This is a genomic window from Nocardia sp. NBC_01499 (genome assembly GCF_045040275.1).
Classification (GTDB): domain Bacteria; phylum Actinomycetota; class Actinomycetes; order Mycobacteriales; family Mycobacteriaceae; genus Nocardia.
On the sequence record NZ_CP109426.1, the window covers coordinates 7612198 to 7628847 of the forward strand.

Here is a 16650-nt window from a genome sequence, read left to right on the forward strand (position 1 = left end):
ACCGTGAGCATCGAATCGAGCATGTCCGAAGGGCAACTCGCCACCATCGCCATCGGGAACGTCGAGCTAGAGAACGAGGCGATCCTTCCTGACGTAACCCTTGCCGTGCAGCAGTGGGGCGAGCCGTCCGCGAGCCTGGACAACGTCGTGCTGGTCGAGCATGGGCTGACCGGCGATTCTCATGTGGTCGGCCCGCCCGATGTGCTGCATCCGCTGCCGGGATGGTGGGACGGCATCGTGGGGCCGGGCGCCCCGATCGACACCGACGAATGGTGTGTGATCGCCACCAACGTGCTCGGCGGCTGCAAAGGCAGCACCGGGCCGTCGTCCCTGGCGCCGGACGGAAGGCCTTGGGGCGCACGGTTTCCCGAGATCTCCATCCGCGACCAGGTGGCGGCAGAGGCGGCCCTGCTCGACCTGCTGGGGATCGACAGGCTGGCCGCCGCGGTCGGCGGGTCGATGGGCGGCATGCGGGTGCTGGAGTGGATGGTCGGTCACCCCGGGCGAGTGAACGCCGCGCTGGTGCTGGCGGTGGGGCCGCGCGCCACCGCTGACCAGATCGGCACCCAGACCACCCAAATTGCCGCCATCCAGGCCGATCCGGACTGGCAGGGGGGCAACTACCACGACACCGGGCGGGCGCCGACCTCTGGGATGGGCATCGCCCGCCGCATCGCGCATCTGACCTATCGCACCGAGTTCGAACTGGACCGCCGCTTCGACAATCACGCCGAGGGTGACGAGGACCCGTGGAACGGCGGCCGGTATGCGGTGCAGAGCTACCTGGAGTACCAGGCAGAGAAGCTGATTCAGCGCTTCGACCCGGCCACCTATGTGCTGCTGACCGAGGCCATGAACCGGCACGACGTCGGCCGAGGCCGCGGCGGTGTGGAGGCCGCGCTGGCTGCGACCCCGGTGCCGTGCATCGTCGGCGGCGTCGACTCCGACCGGCTCTACCCGCTACGCACCCAGCAGGAGCTGGCCGAGCTGTTACCCGGCTGCAGGGGGCTGGAGATCGTGTACTCACGCGACGGGCACGACGGATTCCTCACTGCGACCGACCAGGTCGGCAAACTGCTGATCAAGACCATGGACCTGGCCCGCGTCGAACTGGACAGGAGGTCCATAACCAACCGTCCACCGCTGGGCACGTCGGTCACCTCCGGCTGTGGTCACTAGACTCGGGGATTGACCGAAATTGGTGACGGTGTGCGCTGGAGACGGTGAAGGGTCGGGTGGGGTGTCGCAGGCTGGGGCGGTGTTGCTGCTGCGCGCCGCGGAGCGGGTCGGCTTGGCGATCGGTGGTGACTGTGTCTCGGATCTGGCGCTGTTGCGGGCCGAATCGGACTCGCGGTTCGTGGACAGGAGGAAAACCCTACCCCGGATTGGTCGGTATTCCTGGCTGCCAACCCGTGCTCCGATTGCCAGACTGGAGAACATGCTCTCTTTCATAGAGCACGGTTTCGCCTGGATCCACGGCGATCCGATGCCGATGACGAAGTTCGTGCCTCAGACATCACCCGCGCCCAGCGGTGCGGTCACCGACAAGAATCAGCTGGTAGGTGGGTGCGCCCGGCCAGGTGGGCGTCGGTCCCGGGTTCCTCGGCGGGCTGGCGGTAAGCGGCGAAGTAAGCCGGTGAGACCTCGGTTGCCGGTCAGTCGGCCACGGTGGCAGCATTCAACGCCTGCGGCTTCTTCTCTGCGCCATGGGGAGGCCGCCCAGTTCGGATGGGTGCGTGCCGCGTGGGGGAGTTGCTCATGACGACGCGGAACATCCCGCTCTCGGTTTTGGCTCATCTGCTGCGAGGGTGGAGATCGGCAGCGTTGTGGTCGGCCTGCGCGCATTTGGCCGTCGACGGCGTGATGGCCGTACTGGGTGTCCTGGTGTTGGCGGGGTTCGCGGTGGCACTGGTATTGGTGCCGGTCGGTGTCGGGATTCCGCTGGTGATGGCGGCGGGGCGGATGCTAGACCGACTGGCGGCGATCGAGCGCGCCAGGTTCGCCGCCACCGGTGGCTGGGACATCCCGGCCCCGCCGTCGCCGGACCTGCACGGTCGGATGCCACGGTCCATCCGCCGCCTCGTCGCAGATCGCTCACTGTGGCGCACCATCGGGTACTTCGCCCTCCGGGTGCCGGTGTCGGCGATCACACTGACCGGCCTGGTGATCACCTGGTCGGTTCCGTTGGCGTTGTTACCGCTGCCGGTGTACTGGGTGGCCCGCCCGCCGGGGCGGATCGCCCTCGGTCCCCTGGTGGTGAACACCCTCGGCGGGGCAATCGTGGTGGTAGTGACGCTGGCCTTGGCCGCGTTGTTGGTACCGATTGTGATGCGGCTTCTGATGATGTTGGACACCGCCCTCGCGTCGGCGCTGCTCGCCCCGTCTCCGCACACTGAACTCACCCGGCGCGTCGAGCATCTGACGCGTACGCGGGCGGCGACCGTGGAGGCGGCCGACGCCGAACGGCGTCGGATCGAACGCGATCTGCACGATGGCGCCCAACAACGCCTGGTCGCGCTGTCCATCACACTGGGCCGAGCCAGCGTCCGGCTGAAGAAGTCCGGTGACACCGACAGCCGCGCCCTGGTCGAAGAGGCCAAACACGCTGCGGGCGAGGCGATTACCGAGATCCGGGATCTGACCCGCGGTCTGCATCCCCCGGTGCTGACCGATCGCGGACTGGACGCCGCCCTGTCCGCGGTTGCCGCCCAGTGTCCCATTCCGGTCGAGGTCGAAGTGCAGGTGACGCCGCGCCCATCGCTCACGGTGGAGAGCATCGCCTACTTCGTGGTGACCGAGGCATTGACCAACGTCGCCAAGCACTCCCGGGCCGACCGAGCCTGGGTACGAATCACCCGCACCGGGGACCGCCTCACCGTCACCGTCACCGACAACGGCGTTGGTGGCGCCGATCCCGCCTGCGGCAGCGGACTGCGCGGCCTGTCCGATCGTGTCGCCGGGGTCGACGGCCGCATCCACATCACCAGCCCTGCCGGGGGCCCCACGGTCGTCGAAGCGGTGATCACATGCGGGTGATGATCGCCGAGGATTCGGCCCTGCTGCGGGAGGGCATCGCGGCCCTGCTGCGCGAGCAGGGTATCGAGGTGGCCGCGGCCGTAGGCGATGCCGACGCCCTGCTGCGCGCCCTCAGCGACCAGCGGCCCGACGTCTGCGTCGTCGATGTGCGGATGCCGCCGACCTTCGTGGACGAGGGCCTGCGCGCCGCCCTGACGATCCGCTCCAGCTGGCCCGACGTCGGCGTGCTCGTGCTGTCCCAGTACGTCGAGGAGCGCTACGCCCTCGACCTCATCGGCAACACCGAGTCCCTGGGTACCGCGGGTGTCGGCTACCTGCTCAAGGATCGGGTGTCGGAGGTCGAGGAGTTCGTCGACGCCTTGGCTCGGGTCCATCGCGGCGAGACCGTGCTGGACTCCGAAGTGGTCAAACAGCTTCTCGCTCGTAGCCGCAAACAGAATCCGCTGGCAACTCTGTCGGCCCGTGAACGCCAGGTTCTGGCGGTGATGGCCGAGGGCCGCTCCAACGCCGGAATCGCCGCCGAACTGGTCATCGGTGCGGCCGCGGTGGAAAAACACATCCGCAATGTCTTCACCAAATTGGGTCTGCCTGCCGAGGACGGCGACAACCGTCGCGTCCTGGCGGTCCTGCACTACTTAGGAGTCTCCGAATGACAATCCGCACTCGCCGCTGGGTCAAGATCGGCGGTTTGGTCGTGTTCGTCGCCATCATCGCGGCCGCCATCCCGTCCATCATCGATCACGTTCGCAAGCCGTTCTCCGCGACCGCCACCGTCGCGGCGGGCACCACCCTGCAGGTAGAGGCCGAGGGCGTCGAACTCACCCTGCACCCTGGTCCCGATTCGGCGGTGCACGTCACCGCCACCGGCGACTACGCCTACACTACGACGCCGAACACGATGACGGCATCCATCGAGGGCTCGACCACGACCGTCACCGGCGGCTGCAAGAGCGCCTGCTCGCTGCGCCTGGACATTGCGTTGCCCGTGGGCCTGGAGGTCCAAGCTCATGTCTCGTTGGGCAGTATCACCGCCACCGACACGACCGGCCCGCTCACCGCGCACATCGGAACCGGTAACATCGAGGTCACCAACCCGGCGAGCGCTGTCGAGCTGCGCACTGATACAGGCAAGATCGTCGTGCATGACAGCCGCTCGGATCGGCTGACCGCCGTCACCGGCAAGGGCGAAGTCCGGGCGAGCTTCGCCGCCGTCCCCACCGCAGCGGCGGTGACCACCAGTGTCGGTGCGGTCGACCTCAACCTCCCGAAGGCCGATTACTACATCGATGCCACCGCTCGGGTCGGCGCCTTGTCCATCGCGATGCCCAACGACCGCTACGCACATAACACGATCACGGTCAAGACCGGCACCGGCAGCATCAACATCCACTGACCCGACCCCGGCGTGCGGTGCTCGCGCTGGGGCCCTCGCGAATCCCGAAACTCGCCGCTGACTCCGGGCGGCTGCAGATGACCCTGTTCGATCAGCACGACCTGGCCGAGATCACCTGCCCGGACTACGCCGGTAAACGGCTGATCGCCTGCCGCAACCCGTTTCTGGCCGCCGAACGCGCCCTCAAACGCCGAGAATCAGGTGGCTACGGTCTGGCAGCAGGTCCTCGGGGTTCCTCGGGTTGGTGTCCACGACAGCTTCTTCGAGGTGGGCGGCGACTCTATCCGTGCCGTGAACCTGGTCGGCACGCTGCGCAGGGCGGGCTTCGACGTCGCCGTGCGCGATGTCCTGGAATATCGCACGGTCGAAGACCTCAGCGCAGTGCTCGCCACCCGGGCAGTTCTGAGCAACAGAGATGACCTACGACCGTGGTGTCGTAGGCATGTATGAGGACGGTCCCGTTGGCCTGAGGGCGTGATCGACGCTTATTCCTGGAGTGCCCTCGCTGAGGCCGGGCCGCCTCATTCTGTTCCTGCTACGTCCGCTGGCTTCGTTCAGCACGTTCACCAGGTGCAACGGCCGTCGTCGCCATTGCCGCACTCACCGCGATCAGTCCGGCGATCCGCAGGGCGCGAGGGACCTCATCGATCCACTGATTCCGTGCCGCTCTGAGAGCACAGATACCGAAGAAATATAGGAGGAACCGGCACGGTGGTTCCGGTGTACTGGCAGCTATGGCATGCATCGCTCAACGGTGTTGCCTCGAAGTGGGGTGTACGAGCTTGTCCGATCATGCAAAGCGAGTTGTCCGGGCGCTTACCGCGGTGCTGGCCGTTGGCGCACTGGTGGGTGGCTGCACGGCGAGTAGCGATACGAAACCGGCGGCAGACGCCGGTGCCGGGCCGCCGGACAGTGGGCGCGGGGACTGTGCGGTCGACAAGCAAACCGACGTGCCAGCGACCATGCGGGACGGGACGGTCCTGCGCGCTGATGTCTACCGCCCGCGGACGACAGATCCCGTGCCCGTGATCCTGATGCGCACCCAATATGGCAAAGATTCCGCGCAGATACAGCCCCCGCACTGCTATATGCTCGTGATCCAGGACATCCGCGGTCTCGGCAAGTCGGACGGCACGTTCGCCGAGTTCGCCAATGACATGAAAGACGGCTACGACACCGTGGAATGGGCTGCGGCACTGCCGGGTTCGAACGGCAAGGTGGGCATGTACGGCTCGTCCTACGTCGGGGCGACCCAATGGCTCGCCGCGGTCTCGACGCCGCCACATCTGACGACCATCGTTCCCGCCAACACGGCATCGGACTACTACGACGGCTGGACCTACGAGGGCGGCCAGTTCCGGCTCGGATTCGTCGAGCCGTGGGCGATGGGCACCATCGGGTTGGAAGCAGCGAAGCAGCGCAAGGACAATGCCGCGGCCGACCAACTGCTTGCGGACATTCCGAATGTGACTGAGTGGATGAATTACCGCCCCTACAAAGACTTTCCGCCACTGCAACCCGGCAACCCGGCGGTCGCGTCGTGGTTCTACGACTGGATCCGCAACTCGACCCGCAATGACTACTGGAAGCAGTGGAGCATCCGCGATCGCTACCAGAACGTCCAGGTGCCGGTGCTCGATATCGAAGGCTGGTACGACGCATTCCTCGCGGGCGGCGTCGAGAATTTCACCGGCATGGTCGATCACGGCGGTAGCCCGCAAGCGCGGGCGAACCAGCGACTGGTGATCGGACCGTGGGACCACCGGGGTTGGGGACGGCCGAATTCGAACATCGCGCCCAAGCTCGGAAAGCTGGGCCCGGTTGCGGATAGCCCGATCAATGAACTGATGCTGGCGTGGTTCGATCATTTCCTCAAGGGGATCGACAACGGCGTGTCCACCACGCCGCGCGTCGACTACTACCTGATGGGCGCCAATAAGTGGAAGACGGCGCCGAGCTGGCCACTGCCCGAAACTCATTGGACCGATTACTATTTCAACGGCAGCGGGGTTAACGGACTCGCTGGTCGGGTCGGCAAACTCACCACGGACGCACCGAAGGGGCTCGCGCCGACCGACCGATACATCTACGACCCCGCTAACCCGGTGCCAAGCATAGGCGGCCATTCCTGCTGCGGCATCGGAGAAACACCACAGGGTCCCCTCGACCAAACGGCGGTGGAGCAACGTTCCGACGTGCTCACCTACAGCACCGACCCGCTCGGCTCCGACATCGAAGTGACCGGCCCGATCACCGTGAAGCTGTGGGCCTCCTCGACCGCAACTGACACAGACTTCGTCGCGCGCCTGGAAGTGGTCTCCCCCGACGGCTCGGCTGTCAACCTGAACAACGGCATCGTGCGCGCCGTCTACCGCGACTCGCTCACCGCCCCAACCCCGCTCGTCCCCGGCCAGCCGTATCTCTTCACTATCAAAGTCTGGCCAACCAGTTATCTTTTCAAGGCGGGCGACCGAATCTGCATCGCGATTGCCAGCAGCGACTATCCGCAGTACGCGCCGAACCCGAACACGGGCGACCCCTTCGGCGATAATGCCCGCGCCGTCCCGGCCACTCAAACCATCTACAAGGATGCCGAACACCCGTCGTCGGTATCGTTGCCCATCATCGCGGCCAAGGACAACGGCTCCGACACCCTCGACATCCATCCGGGAAAGTAGCCTGTGCCCTCACACTCCGAGTCTCGAAAGGCATTGCCGATGCAGGTCAACGAGCTTGTCGCGAACTTCCTCGCCGTCGACACCACTGCGATCTGCGACGCGGATAAGGCAACACGGGTGCTGGACAACGGGATTCAAGCGCGATCCGCGAATACGAGGATCTTCGGACCCGCATACACCGTCCGATGCCGAGGCGACTTCTTCGCGGTACTTCGCGCCATCGAAACGGCGTCCCAGGCGCTGTCACCGTCGTCGACGGAGGCAGCGAGGAGATCGCATACGCCGGAGAGTTAATTGCCCGCGGGGCGCTGGCCCGTGGTCTAGGTGGGATCGTCGTCGACGGCGGATACCGCGACATCACCTACGTGCGAAACTGCGAGCTCCCGATCTACAGCCGCTTCGTCACCCCGATGGCAGGCACCACCACCGAACTCGGCGAACTACAGATCCCGATAACCTGAGGCGGAGTCCAGATAGCTCCCAGCGACCTGATCCTCGCCGACGACGAAGGTGTCATCGTCGTAGACTCCGGCCGAGCCGAATATCTGTTCGACTCGGCCGCAGCGATCAGGGAAGCCGAAGCCCGGCTCATCGAGAAATTGAACACCGGATTCACCTTGAGCTACGGACTCAACAACAAGTAGCTGACACCAACAGGAGGCGGAGTCAGCACTACCGCCATCTTCAAGGCGATCAAACGTACCCGGCCCATGCTCGACGAGAGCGGCCACCCATGTGAACCGACCGGAACCACGCTCAACACTACAACCGAGAAGTGCGAATTTGTCACTCAAACAAGCGGACACGGCGCAACATGGCAACAATTACGTGTTGTCTCTCTGCAGGCCCTAAGCCGGCAGTTGCATCACATACCTCACCCAGCATCGCTGGCAGCCTGGCTACCACTCACCATCAGGCCCTCAACCTCATCGCGAACACTCCTGCGAGCCAGGTTGTAGTCGAGCGGTCTTACCCTTGCCCGAGAAATCAGCTGGTGACGGGCTGGTCTACTGCGCAGAGCGGGCAGGGATCTGGTTCGGGCGCGGATGAGTCCGATGGTCACCGATATGGCCGAGCAGCCTTTTTCGGCCAAGGACTGGCAACTTTGCCTTCTCGCTGGAGAGATCTTATCCAGTCCTGCGCGATACGATGAGGAACACCATAATGTTTCGCGACTTTTGCGATACTGCCCAATCTCCAATATGTCACCCCGAAGTCCGAGGGCATATCGGTTTTTACGGAGCGATTGCCATGATCAGGCTGTTCGACTTCGCTCGGGGCCATCTCATCCGATGATTTTTCGTTGCCTGGTGACTCCGAAACGTTGGCCGACTCTTCGTCTGCCTCTTCTTCCTGTGCCACCGATACCGTTACGGTGACATCGCCCGGTTCATCGAGCATCGGATTTCCTGCCAGCAATGACGCGGTTCGAACCAGCACCGAGAAATCGACTGCCGCCAATTCTGTCGGGACTACGTAATTTTCGCTGACCTCGGCATGGACCTCGACGATTTTCGCCCAGTTGTCACTGACCTCCACGGTGGCCGTGGCTAGGATCTTGTTCGATTCGACTACCGAAATGCTGATCTTGTAAAGGTTATCCATGTACCTCGACCCACCTCCTCTCGACTCGCCCTATTACATGCCTGTCGGTGTTGCCGACGTTGAGCTGTCGAGCTTACGCAGCCTGCCGACCCACCCCTGGGCGGTGTGGCGTGGCACATTGTAATGTTTGGCCAGGCCAGTCACGGTGCCGATACTGCGGAACTTCTCGCGCACTTCGTGGGGGTCCGGCATACGCCGGTAGGCTCGCTCGTTGCTCTCGTTAATTGAACCGGATGACTCGACAGCGACAGAATCCGTATCTTTCGGTTTCCGATCGTCGGTTCTCGGCAAGGGTTTACGCGCGCTATCGGTGGTGGATTTCCGTGCGATACTTGCCGTATCCGGCCTGCTTGCGAACAGGGTCAACTGCGACTCCGTAGCCGCAGAGGTTGTCCGGGTGGCCAGTGCCCGCGCTATCGCCGTGAGATCGATGTGGGGAAAGTTCGTCGCTGTCAATCCTTCCGGAGCATTCGAGTGCACGGCCACACCGGTGACCCGGGGCTCGGAGGTATCGGCATCGATGTGCAGGGTCAGGCTCGGTTGACCGGCACTGCCTGTGCCGTCTGACGCTTCAGGGGTGATGGTTATCGTGTACTTGCCCATTAAGGTGCTGTCCTCGCGGTCGCGTCGGAGTCTGGGGGGTTGCGTTGATCGAACATACCTGCGATGCCGGAGCAAACGCCTGATCGGGTGCCGGCTCGCATCCGGATTACTCGTCGGGCCCCCGGCCGCGCCGTAGTCGCCGCGCCAGGTGCACCCGCCGCTCCTCGTTCGCCCACGTCACCCGACCGCGAACACCGCAGTGGCACTGCCCTGAGCCGTGGTGGCGTTCGCCCCCGACCAGACGGCGAACACGGCGGTGGCCGGGTAGGTCAGATGTACGGTGGCGCTATCGCCTTCCAGTACCGTGCCGGTCATGCGGTTACGCGATAGGGCCGAGTATTCCGGCTGGCTCAATCGGCACCCTTGGGGTCTTGCGGTTTCCGGCGAATCCAGGTGAGTGAGGTCACGTGCCCGCGCAGTATGCCAGAGGGCGGGAACTATGTCGTCGGCGTGGGCGGAGGTCGTCATCTGTTCACACATCCACAGCAGCCTGTCCACGGCCTGCGGGGGCTGGCAGCGCCGCTACCAGATCCGTCTGCTCAAGTGGCTCTTCTTTGAGGGGGGAGGTCCCCCAGATGGCCTCGAACTTCTCAGTGGTTGTGACCCATAGATCCGCATCCCGGATCCGTTGCGCGTCGACTCGGTGCTCACCGGAGAGGCGTTCGACCCTCAGCCCGCGCCGGCGCCAGCTGTCGAGTTCGGTGTTCAGCTCGTCGGTGAGCGAGCGCTGCGGCACCAACCACGCCGCTTTCCGGTGTTGTTCCAACACTGTGTGGAGCACCGCGACCATGCCGATGACCGTCTTACCGGCACCGGTGGGTACCACCACCACCACCAGATGATCGTTGCCGTGACGACACGGGGAATCGCCTCTGCCTGAGCAGGATTCACCACCGGGCACGGAAGAAAACGCACCCAGTCCGGCGGCACGACCCGTTCGGCGGGCAGCCGATCGACCGTGCCCGCCGGACCCGAGTGATCGGGCCACATCAGCTCGAATGCGTCACGCGCCGCCTCCTCAGCGACACCGATCAGCAGCGACGGCTGTTCAGGTCGGTGAGCGCGCCCCTCCAGGACTTTACCGCTGGCGTCGGCCCGCAACCCGAGCACGTCCTCGCGGCCCTCGACACTGACCCCGATCGCGGCGTAGATCGGACGGTTGGTCACCTGACTGTCGCAGACCTTCACCACGATGGCATCGATGAAGATCGCGGCATGCACACTGTCGAGGGGCCGGTTGACCCAGTCGGTCATTTCCTCGATCACTTTCTCGGTGATTCATGGTTTCGTGTCCGAGCCAGAGCGCGATCACCGACGGGTCGACCCCGGCGTGCAGCAACGCCATCGCGGCGGTGTGACGTAGGGTGTACGGCGAAACGTGTTTGGTCTGCAACGTGAGGTTGGTGCGCGCAGCGGTGACCGCGTGTCTGGTGACTAGGTGCTCGACGGCGTCACGGCTGAGTGGTCGGCCGGATCGGGTGCAGAAGATCGGGTCGGTGTCGGCGTCGCCGCGTTCCACCAGCCAGATACTCAGCGCGGCAACGGTTGTCATGGTCAGCGGGGTGACACGGTACTTGCGCCCCTTGCCGTGGCAGCGCAGGTGCGGATCGGCGCACAGGTGCGCGTCCTGGCAGCGGAGTCCGATCAGTTCAGACACTTGCAGTCCGGTTTGCACTGCCACTTGCAGTAGGGTGTGGTCGCGGCGACCGGTCCAGGTCGATCGATCCGGGGCGGCCAATAGCGCGCTGGTTTCCTCGTCGGTGAGGAAGCAGACGCCGGTATGGCCGTACCGTTTCGGCGGGATGGCCAGAACTCGTTGGATGAGCCAGGCGTGTTCGGGATGTCGCAGACCGGCGAAGGCGAACAGGGAATGGATGGCGGCAAGCCTAGCGTTGTGGGTGGTCACGCTGTTGGCGAGGTCGGCTTCCTGGTGCTGCAGGAACGCGCTGATCAGGGGCACGTCCCAGTCGGTCATGTCGATAGTGTTCGGTGGTATGCCGGTGCGGTCACGGGTGAACACGATCAACGTCCGGAAGGTGTCGCGGTAGGCGGTGACGGTGTTGGGGCTGGCCTGCCGCTGAGTCATCAGATGGTCGGTGAAGAACGCTTCGAGAAGCGGCGCGAGCGTGGGCATGGCAGGGCTCTCCTTTTGCGGTGGTGGAAACGGGATCTTCCTGAACAGCCTCTGATCGGCCATTGTGAATCCGAACGTTGCGGCGCGATCACCAGCTCCAGCCCCGAATCCGCACTGCTGTACGGCATAACGATTGCCGGTCATCCTAGTCAAGCCTTCACGGTGCGAGAGGAATCGCAGGCACCTCACGCCCATGTTGGGTCAGTGGATGTCGATGCCGCCAGTTTGGGTCTTGACTGTGATTGTGTTGCCCGCATAGCGGTTGCTGGGGATCGTGACAGTCGGGGTGCCGACGACGCTGGTGGCGTCGATGTAGTAGTCGGCCTGAGAGATAGTCAGGTTGATGTGACCGGCGGCCACCGTGGTGGGGGCTGTCGAGAAGCTGGCCAGGACTTCGCCGCTGTCGGTGGTGGCGGTGAGCTGGTTGGAGCGGCTGTTGTGTACAAAACACTGCTCGCGATGGTGTTGGGGCATTCGCCCAGGACGGTAACTAGATCGTAGGCGGCTCACGCGACGCCTATCCAGTGGAACTGGTTAGCATTCCCCCGATGTGGAGCAGCTGCGGGCGCTGAATGCTGACATTGTGGCGCAGCGAGCGGCAGCGGAGGCCTTGGAGGCATACTTCGCCGGCTGCCGCCTGTTCGTTGAGGGATTCGGGGTCGATCGCGGCCCGGATTTTCGCACTCGCCTACCAGCGGAACCTCGTCGGCGACCTCACCGCTGGGCGCTAGGTTGCTTGTACCGCCGATCGGCATGCGTTGATGCGGTTGACGGCCCGTCGGCACTGTATGTTGCCGCAGCGCCCGGACAGCGAACCACAGTGCGGCGACACCGGTCGGGATTTCCCCGCATACCGCCATCAGAATCGACACAGGGAGCCCGCCGCTGGACATCGATGTTCCGACATCGAACAGGGCGTCGGCGAAGAACAGCCCGGCGCCGACCGCCGCGCTAAGTGCAGCAGCGGGACTTCGGCGCAGCAGCAGCAGCAGCGTTACTGACGCACTGACCGCCTCTGCTGTGTCGAGACCAAGCCACAGCAGAGGCCAGTGCACCACGTTCATGGTCCGCGGAAGGGTACAAACAACGAAGACGCACCACGGGATCAGCAACACCGCAACAGCCCCGGCGCCCACCACCGCCCACCTGTGGACCGGCGACAGCGCGGCCCCCCGCGGTCGGTTGTGGAACCAACGCTTCCGAATCGTCCGCCGTCCCTTATGGGATACCGAAGTTGCAGACTTCGTGATTCTTATCGGATCAGTGCGGGTTGAGGTAGGACCGTGCTTTGTCCAAATCAGCATGTTCTCCAGTCTGGTGATCTCGGATGGGGAAGTCAGCCAGGAATACCGACCAATCCGGGGTAGGGTTTTCCCGCCTGAACCTGTTGGACGGTAAGGACTTTCGGTAAAGACCGCGGCGCCTTCAGCTTGATCGTCGCCGCTCACCCCGCGTTTGGACACATGATGCAGAACAGGCCGCGCTCGCAGCCTGACCGCGCACCGAAACGGCCACCCCCTCGACAAGCCGGAACACCACAGTGGACAGGTTGGATTCGAAGCCAGCAGCCCCCACCTCGCCCGAAACCAGCCGATCTCACTCAAATGAATACCCGAATTACGGCGGTGGATCCAGGCTCAGTCAGCCAGCAGGTGGGCGTCAAGACCGATCCCGGTTCCAGTCACAAGATCACGGTCCGGTCCAACGGTGGCGATCTGTCGTGGTCTCTGCAGGCTGACGTTGTCCGGGGCATGTTCACGCCCGCCGACAGCCATGCCGGAGCGTACGTCAGGATGCGAGGAAGTCGTCCACCTGTATGCCCAGCCTGTTGTGCTCCGCCTGCTCCCGCACGAATTCCGCGAGTGCGATGTCGAGTACGCCCAGCCCGAAGGGGGAATAGACCACGTGCTGCCCTGGATTATGCCGGATGTGCGCGGTGCCGCGCAGCAACGCCCCGATCTGCGCCGCGACGAAGTCCCGGTTCCCGGTGTGCTGTTCGGTGAGGTGCAGTGACGTGCGCTCACGGCAGACGTGGTCGGTGTCGTCTACGACGTTGACCGCGTCAAGGATGGTCTCCACGGTCAGGTCACGCAGCGAGATGTGCAGCACGATGGTGCCCGGTGCGCAGGGCGACAGGTCCAGGTGAGGCTCGGCTGCGGTGGTGGCCAGGGAGATGAGCGGGTGTGTGGCGAGGGCCTCGTCGAGGTCCGTCACGGTCACCGCTCGCACTCCTGGCACTGCCTTGGCGCAGGTCTGCGCGAACGCCTCGGTACGCGCTGGATCCTGGTCGTAGAGTGCGGCCTGACCGAGGCTGGGCAGGGCAGCCTTGAGAAAGCGCAGGATCTCGAGGTTGATCACACCACAGCCGACGAGCGACACTCCGGTGGGCGGAGCGTGGCCGCTGAGGACGCGCGCGGCCAGGGCGGCACTGGCCGCCGTGCGCTTGGCGGAAATAACCGAACCCTCGAGAAACGCCGAAGGGCGGCCGTTCTCCAGGGAGTTGAGGACGACGGTCGCGCTCGCCCGCTCTAGGTTGGCTGCGACATTGCCGGGGAAGGAAGCGATCCACTTCATCCCCGCGACGGGCGAGGCGCCGCCCCGGTAGGCGGGCAGGCCGATGATGCGGTCGCGCTCGTGTTCCTCCTCGGGGAAGCGCAGGAAAGTCGAGTGTGGTAGCGCCGTGCTGCCCTCATCGTGCAGCCGGTATGCCTCGGCGACAAGGTCGATGATGTCCAGTTCCCGGCCTTTCAGGGTCTCCACCACGTCGGATCGCCGAAGGATAAGCATGCCGGTTCGTTCCTCTCGATAGCACGGTTGTGACTGGACGATCAACAGCCCAATCCAGTCCTGTGCCGACCCTGCCTCCGCCGCCTATACCGCGTCTTTAAATAGAAAGCGGATAGAGCCGTTCCCGACGCTGGAGGACGGACATGCTGGAGACAAGGAGCAAGCTGTGGCCATCCGCCATCTCATCTCTCTCGATGACCTGACCGATGTTGACCTGCGTTCGATCGTGACCCGCGGTGCCGGGTTCTCATCGGGCGCGTTGGCGCCCGCGCTACCGTTGGAGGGGACGGTCGTCGGAATCTACTTCCGCAAGACCTCCACCCGGACCCGTACCGCCTTCTCCTCCGGTGCTCTGCGGCTCGGCGCGCAGATCATCGCGTACAACGGCAACGATCTGCAGACGAACACCGGGGAGACCAGCGAGGACACCGGTCGGGTCTTCTCACGCATGCTCGACACGCTGGTGGCCCGGACCTCAGGCGACCCGGCCGAGCTGCGGGCTTGGGCCGCTCAGGACCGTATGTCGGTGGTGAACGCGATGAGCGCGGACGAACACCCCACCCAGGGACTGGCCGATCTCACCACGCTGCTGCGACATTTCGGCCGGATAGAAGGACTGCGTGTGCTCTACGTCGGCGAGGGCAACAACACCGCCGCCGCGCTCGCCCTGGGGCTGACCCGTTTCCCAGGCACCGAGCTTGAACTGCGGACGCCGGAGGACTATGGGGTCAGCGAAGACGTGCGGCTGCGGGCCGCGGCCCTGACCGCCACACATGGGTCGGCCATCTGCGAGCGGCACGACATGACGGGCCTCCCTGCAGACGTGGACGTCATCTACACCTCGCGATGGCAGACCACGGGCACCAGCAAGCCCGATCCCGGCTGGCGGCGGTCCTTCGCGCCATTCCAGGTCACGGAGGCACTGTGGGAGGGCAGCCCCAAGGCCGTCTTTCTGCACGACCTGCCCGCCCACCGGGGCGAGGAGGTTACGGCGGGGGTGCTGGACGGTCCGCGCAGTATCGCCTTCGACCAAGCCGAGAACAAGATGCACAGCGCGATGGCGGTGCTGGAGTGGTGTCGGGCCGGCAGCATCGCGGACGAAGCCGCCGGCGGTCCCCGGTGAGTCTGCTCGACGGATCCGCACAGGGTGCGGTGCAAGCCGAGACACTCCCTCTGCGCCGCAATCGTGACTTCCTCCTGCTGTGGATTGGCGCTGGCGTCTCGCTCCTCGGCCTCCGCACGAGCGTAGTTGCCTACCCGCTGCTCATGCTCTGGTACGGGGACAGCCCTATAGGAGCGGGGATGGTCGGATTCGCCGTCCTGTTGCCGCAGTTGTTGGTGCAACTGCCCGCTGGCGCACTGGTCGACCGCTGGGACCGGCGGCGGCTGCTGATCGGATGCGACATTGCCGGGATGCTGGTTATGGGCGCCGTCGTGATGATGCTGGCCTCGGGGCGGCTGTGGCTGCCTGCACTGATGGGGGCGGCGTTCGTCGACGGAGCGGCGGGGCTCACCTACCGGCTTGCCGAGCGGGCTGCCATTAGCCATGTTGTGCCTTCCTCCCAGCTGCCTCGGGCCCTGGGGCAGAACGAGGCGCGCGGACAGGCGGCCGGGCTGCTCGGCCAGCCGGCCGGCAGCGGCTTTTTCACCCTCGGGCATTGGGTGCCGTTCGGTTTCACCGCCGTGTCCCATCTCATCGCCCTCGTCACCCTGTTGTTCATCCGCAAGGACCTCCAAGGGGAGCGGACCGCACCCACCCGAAACGTCCGGTCTGAAGTGGCCGAAGGAGTGCAGTGGGTGTGGCGGCAGCGGTTTATGCGGGCCGCCGTCGGGCTGATCTCCGGGAGCAATCTGCTATTCCAGGTCCTTGTCTTGACCCTTGCGCTCATCGTCAAGGAGCACGGCGGATCGGCGCTGACCGTCGGTCTCATCGGTCTGGTGGCCGGGCTGGGCGGCGTGGTAGGGGCGTTGGCAGGGGCGTGGGCGGTCGACCGGGTGCGGCTGTTCACCGTGCTCGCCGGATCGCTCGGCGCCTGGACGGCGCTGATGGTGCCAGTCGCCTTCACCAGCGACCCATGGCTGCTCGGACTGCTACTGGCTGGGATGAGTTTCGCCGGTGCGCTGATGAACGTGGTGGCGGGGGTGCGCCAGGTGCGAGTCACCCCGAACGCGCTGCAGGGACGAGTCACCAGCGTATTCGCGCTCCTCGGTTCCGGCTTGGGGTCGGCCGGTGCGCTCGTTGGCGGACTGCTGCTGAGCGCCTTCGGCACGTGTGCCACGGCCTTGGCCGTCGCCGCAGCGATGGGCTTGCTGGCGCTGACCGCTGTTGTCGCCCCCGCACTGCGCGACGACGCCGTCGAAGCCCGGGGCCCGGGCTGTCAAGCAATTTAGCCTCAATACCGTTCAGTTAAGGA

At 65.0% G+C, this 16650-nt stretch carries 16 protein-coding genes and 2 pseudogenes; 9 read left to right on the forward strand and 9 right to left on the reverse strand.

Annotated elements, in window-relative coordinates:
* The first annotated feature begins 21 nt into the window (after window positions 1–21).
* The 7 genes from OG203_RS34935 (at window position 22) to OG203_RS34965 (ending at window position 7568) form a co-directional block, all read left to right on the forward strand.
* Window positions 22–1179 (forward strand): homoserine O-acetyltransferase, encoded by a 1158-nt coding sequence (locus tag OG203_RS34935; RefSeq protein WP_405161479.1) that lies wholly within the window; start codon window positions 22–24, stop codon window positions 1177–1179.
* A gap of 579 nt (window positions 1180–1758) precedes the next feature.
* The gene (locus tag OG203_RS34940) at window positions 1759–3036 is read left to right on the forward strand and encodes a sensor histidine kinase (RefSeq protein WP_405161480.1); all 1278 of its coding nucleotides are present in this window, start codon (window positions 1759–1761) and stop codon (window positions 3034–3036) included.
* On the forward strand, window positions 3027–3689 hold the full coding sequence (locus tag OG203_RS34945) for a response regulator (protein WP_405161481.1): 663 nt from the start codon (window positions 3027–3029) through the stop codon (window positions 3687–3689). Before OG203_RS34940 ends, OG203_RS34945 begins: the two co-directional genes overlap by 10 nt.
* On the forward strand, window positions 3686–4429 hold the full coding sequence (locus tag OG203_RS34950; protein WP_405161482.1) for a DUF4097 family beta strand repeat-containing protein: 744 nt from the start codon (window positions 3686–3688) through the stop codon (window positions 4427–4429). Before OG203_RS34945 ends, OG203_RS34950 begins: the two co-directional genes overlap by 4 nt.
* 201 nt (window positions 4430–4630) lie before the next feature.
* Window positions 4631–4879, forward strand: coding sequence for a phosphopantetheine-binding protein (locus tag OG203_RS34955; RefSeq protein ID WP_405161483.1), 249 nt, complete (start codon window positions 4631–4633; stop codon window positions 4877–4879).
* Window positions 4880–5391: 512 nt separating this feature from the next.
* Window positions 5392–7107, forward strand: coding sequence for a CocE/NonD family hydrolase (locus OG203_RS34960; RefSeq protein ID WP_405168105.1), 1716 nt, complete (start codon window positions 5392–5394; stop codon window positions 7105–7107).
* A 185-nt stretch (window positions 7108–7292) separates the two neighbouring features.
* Entirely contained in the window at window positions 7293–7568 is a 276-nt protein-coding gene (locus tag OG203_RS34965; RefSeq protein WP_405161484.1) for an RraA family protein, read from the forward strand.
* Here OG203_RS34965 and OG203_RS34970 read toward each other — a convergent pair.
* The 9 genes and pseudogenes from OG203_RS34970 to sbnB form a co-directional block, all read right to left on the reverse strand.
* Entirely contained in the window at window positions 7548–7838 is a 291-nt protein-coding gene (locus tag OG203_RS34970; protein WP_405161485.1) for a hypothetical protein, read from the reverse strand. The genes OG203_RS34965 and OG203_RS34970 overlap by 21 nt on opposite strands.
* A 328-nt stretch (window positions 7839–8166) precedes the next feature.
* Complete coding sequence (locus tag OG203_RS34975; RefSeq protein ID WP_405161486.1) at window positions 8167–8712, reverse strand: hypothetical protein; 546 nt, start codon at window positions 8710–8712, stop codon at window positions 8167–8169.
* A gap of 33 nt (window positions 8713–8745) precedes the next feature.
* Window positions 8746–9315 (reverse strand): hypothetical protein, encoded by a 570-nt coding sequence (locus tag OG203_RS34980; RefSeq protein WP_405161487.1) that lies wholly within the window; start codon window positions 9313–9315, stop codon window positions 8746–8748.
* Window positions 9316–9492: 177 nt separating this feature from the next.
* Entirely contained in the window at window positions 9493–9783 is a 291-nt protein-coding gene (locus OG203_RS34985; protein ID WP_405161488.1) for a hypothetical protein, read from the reverse strand.
* Between the two features lie 4 nt (window positions 9784–9787).
* Complete coding sequence (locus OG203_RS34990) at window positions 9788–10150, reverse strand: DEAD/DEAH box helicase (RefSeq protein ID WP_405161489.1); 363 nt, start codon at window positions 10148–10150, stop codon at window positions 9788–9790.
* A 242-nt stretch (window positions 10151–10392) separates the two neighbouring features.
* Window positions 10393–10593 (reverse strand): annotated as a pseudogene (locus OG203_RS34995) (transposase); the annotation flags it as partial.
* Window positions 10594–10651: 58 nt separating this feature from the next.
* Window positions 10652–11644: pseudogene (locus tag OG203_RS35000) on the reverse strand (tyrosine-type recombinase/integrase); the annotation flags it as partial.
* A gap of 6 nt (window positions 11645–11650) precedes the next feature.
* The gene (locus OG203_RS35005; RefSeq protein WP_405161490.1) at window positions 11651–11923 is read right to left on the reverse strand and encodes a hypothetical protein; all 273 of its coding nucleotides are present in this window, start codon (window positions 11921–11923) and stop codon (window positions 11651–11653) included.
* 1314 nt (window positions 11924–13237) lie between these two features.
* Entirely contained in the window at window positions 13238–14236 is a 999-nt protein-coding gene (gene sbnB / locus OG203_RS35010) for a 2,3-diaminopropionate biosynthesis protein SbnB (protein ID WP_405161491.1), read from the reverse strand.
* A gap of 166 nt (window positions 14237–14402) precedes the next feature.
* Here sbnB and OG203_RS35015 point away from each other — a divergent pair, with 166 nt between their 5' ends.
* A complete protein-coding gene (locus OG203_RS35015) occupies window positions 14403–15359 on the forward strand; it encodes an ornithine carbamoyltransferase (RefSeq protein WP_405161492.1) in 957 nt (318 codons plus the stop codon).
* Window positions 15360–15388: 29 nt separating this feature from the next.
* Entirely contained in the window at window positions 15389–16627 is a 1239-nt protein-coding gene (locus OG203_RS35020) for an MFS transporter (protein WP_405168106.1), read from the forward strand.
* The last annotated feature ends 23 nt before the right edge of the window (window positions 16628–16650 follow it).